The sequence below is a fragment of the Apilactobacillus pseudapinorum genome, from assembly GCF_040369555.1.
Lineage (GTDB): Bacteria > Bacillota > Bacilli > Lactobacillales > Lactobacillaceae > Apilactobacillus.
In genome coordinates this window covers 1-237 of the sequence record NZ_BAABVU010000028.1, presented here as the reverse complement: position 1 = coordinate 237, position 237 = coordinate 1, and the positions used below count along the sequence as shown (strand labels likewise).

1 rRNA gene is annotated in these 237 nt (G+C 37.1%); it reads right to left on the bottom strand.

Going from position 1 to position 237, the window contains the following annotated elements:
• A 16S ribosomal RNA gene (locus ABWU86_RS05885) occupies positions 1-91 on the bottom strand; the annotation flags it as partial.
• Positions 92-237 lie beyond the last annotated feature (146 nt).

Genomic DNA, 237 nt, shown 5'->3' with positions numbered 1-237 from the left:
CATAAAATCAATTTGGGAGAGCTCGTTCGACTTGCATGTATTAGGCACGCCGCCAGCGTTCGTCCTGAGCCAGGATCAAACTCTCATCTTAAGATGAAAAGCTTAACTTAGCTCTTCTGAATAAATTGTTATTTTATAAGCGAATTGACTTCGCAATGTTTAATTCTTACAAACTTCGTTGTAAGATTCCTTACACATCATCGATTATCAATCTTGTTCAGTTTTCAAAGATCTACC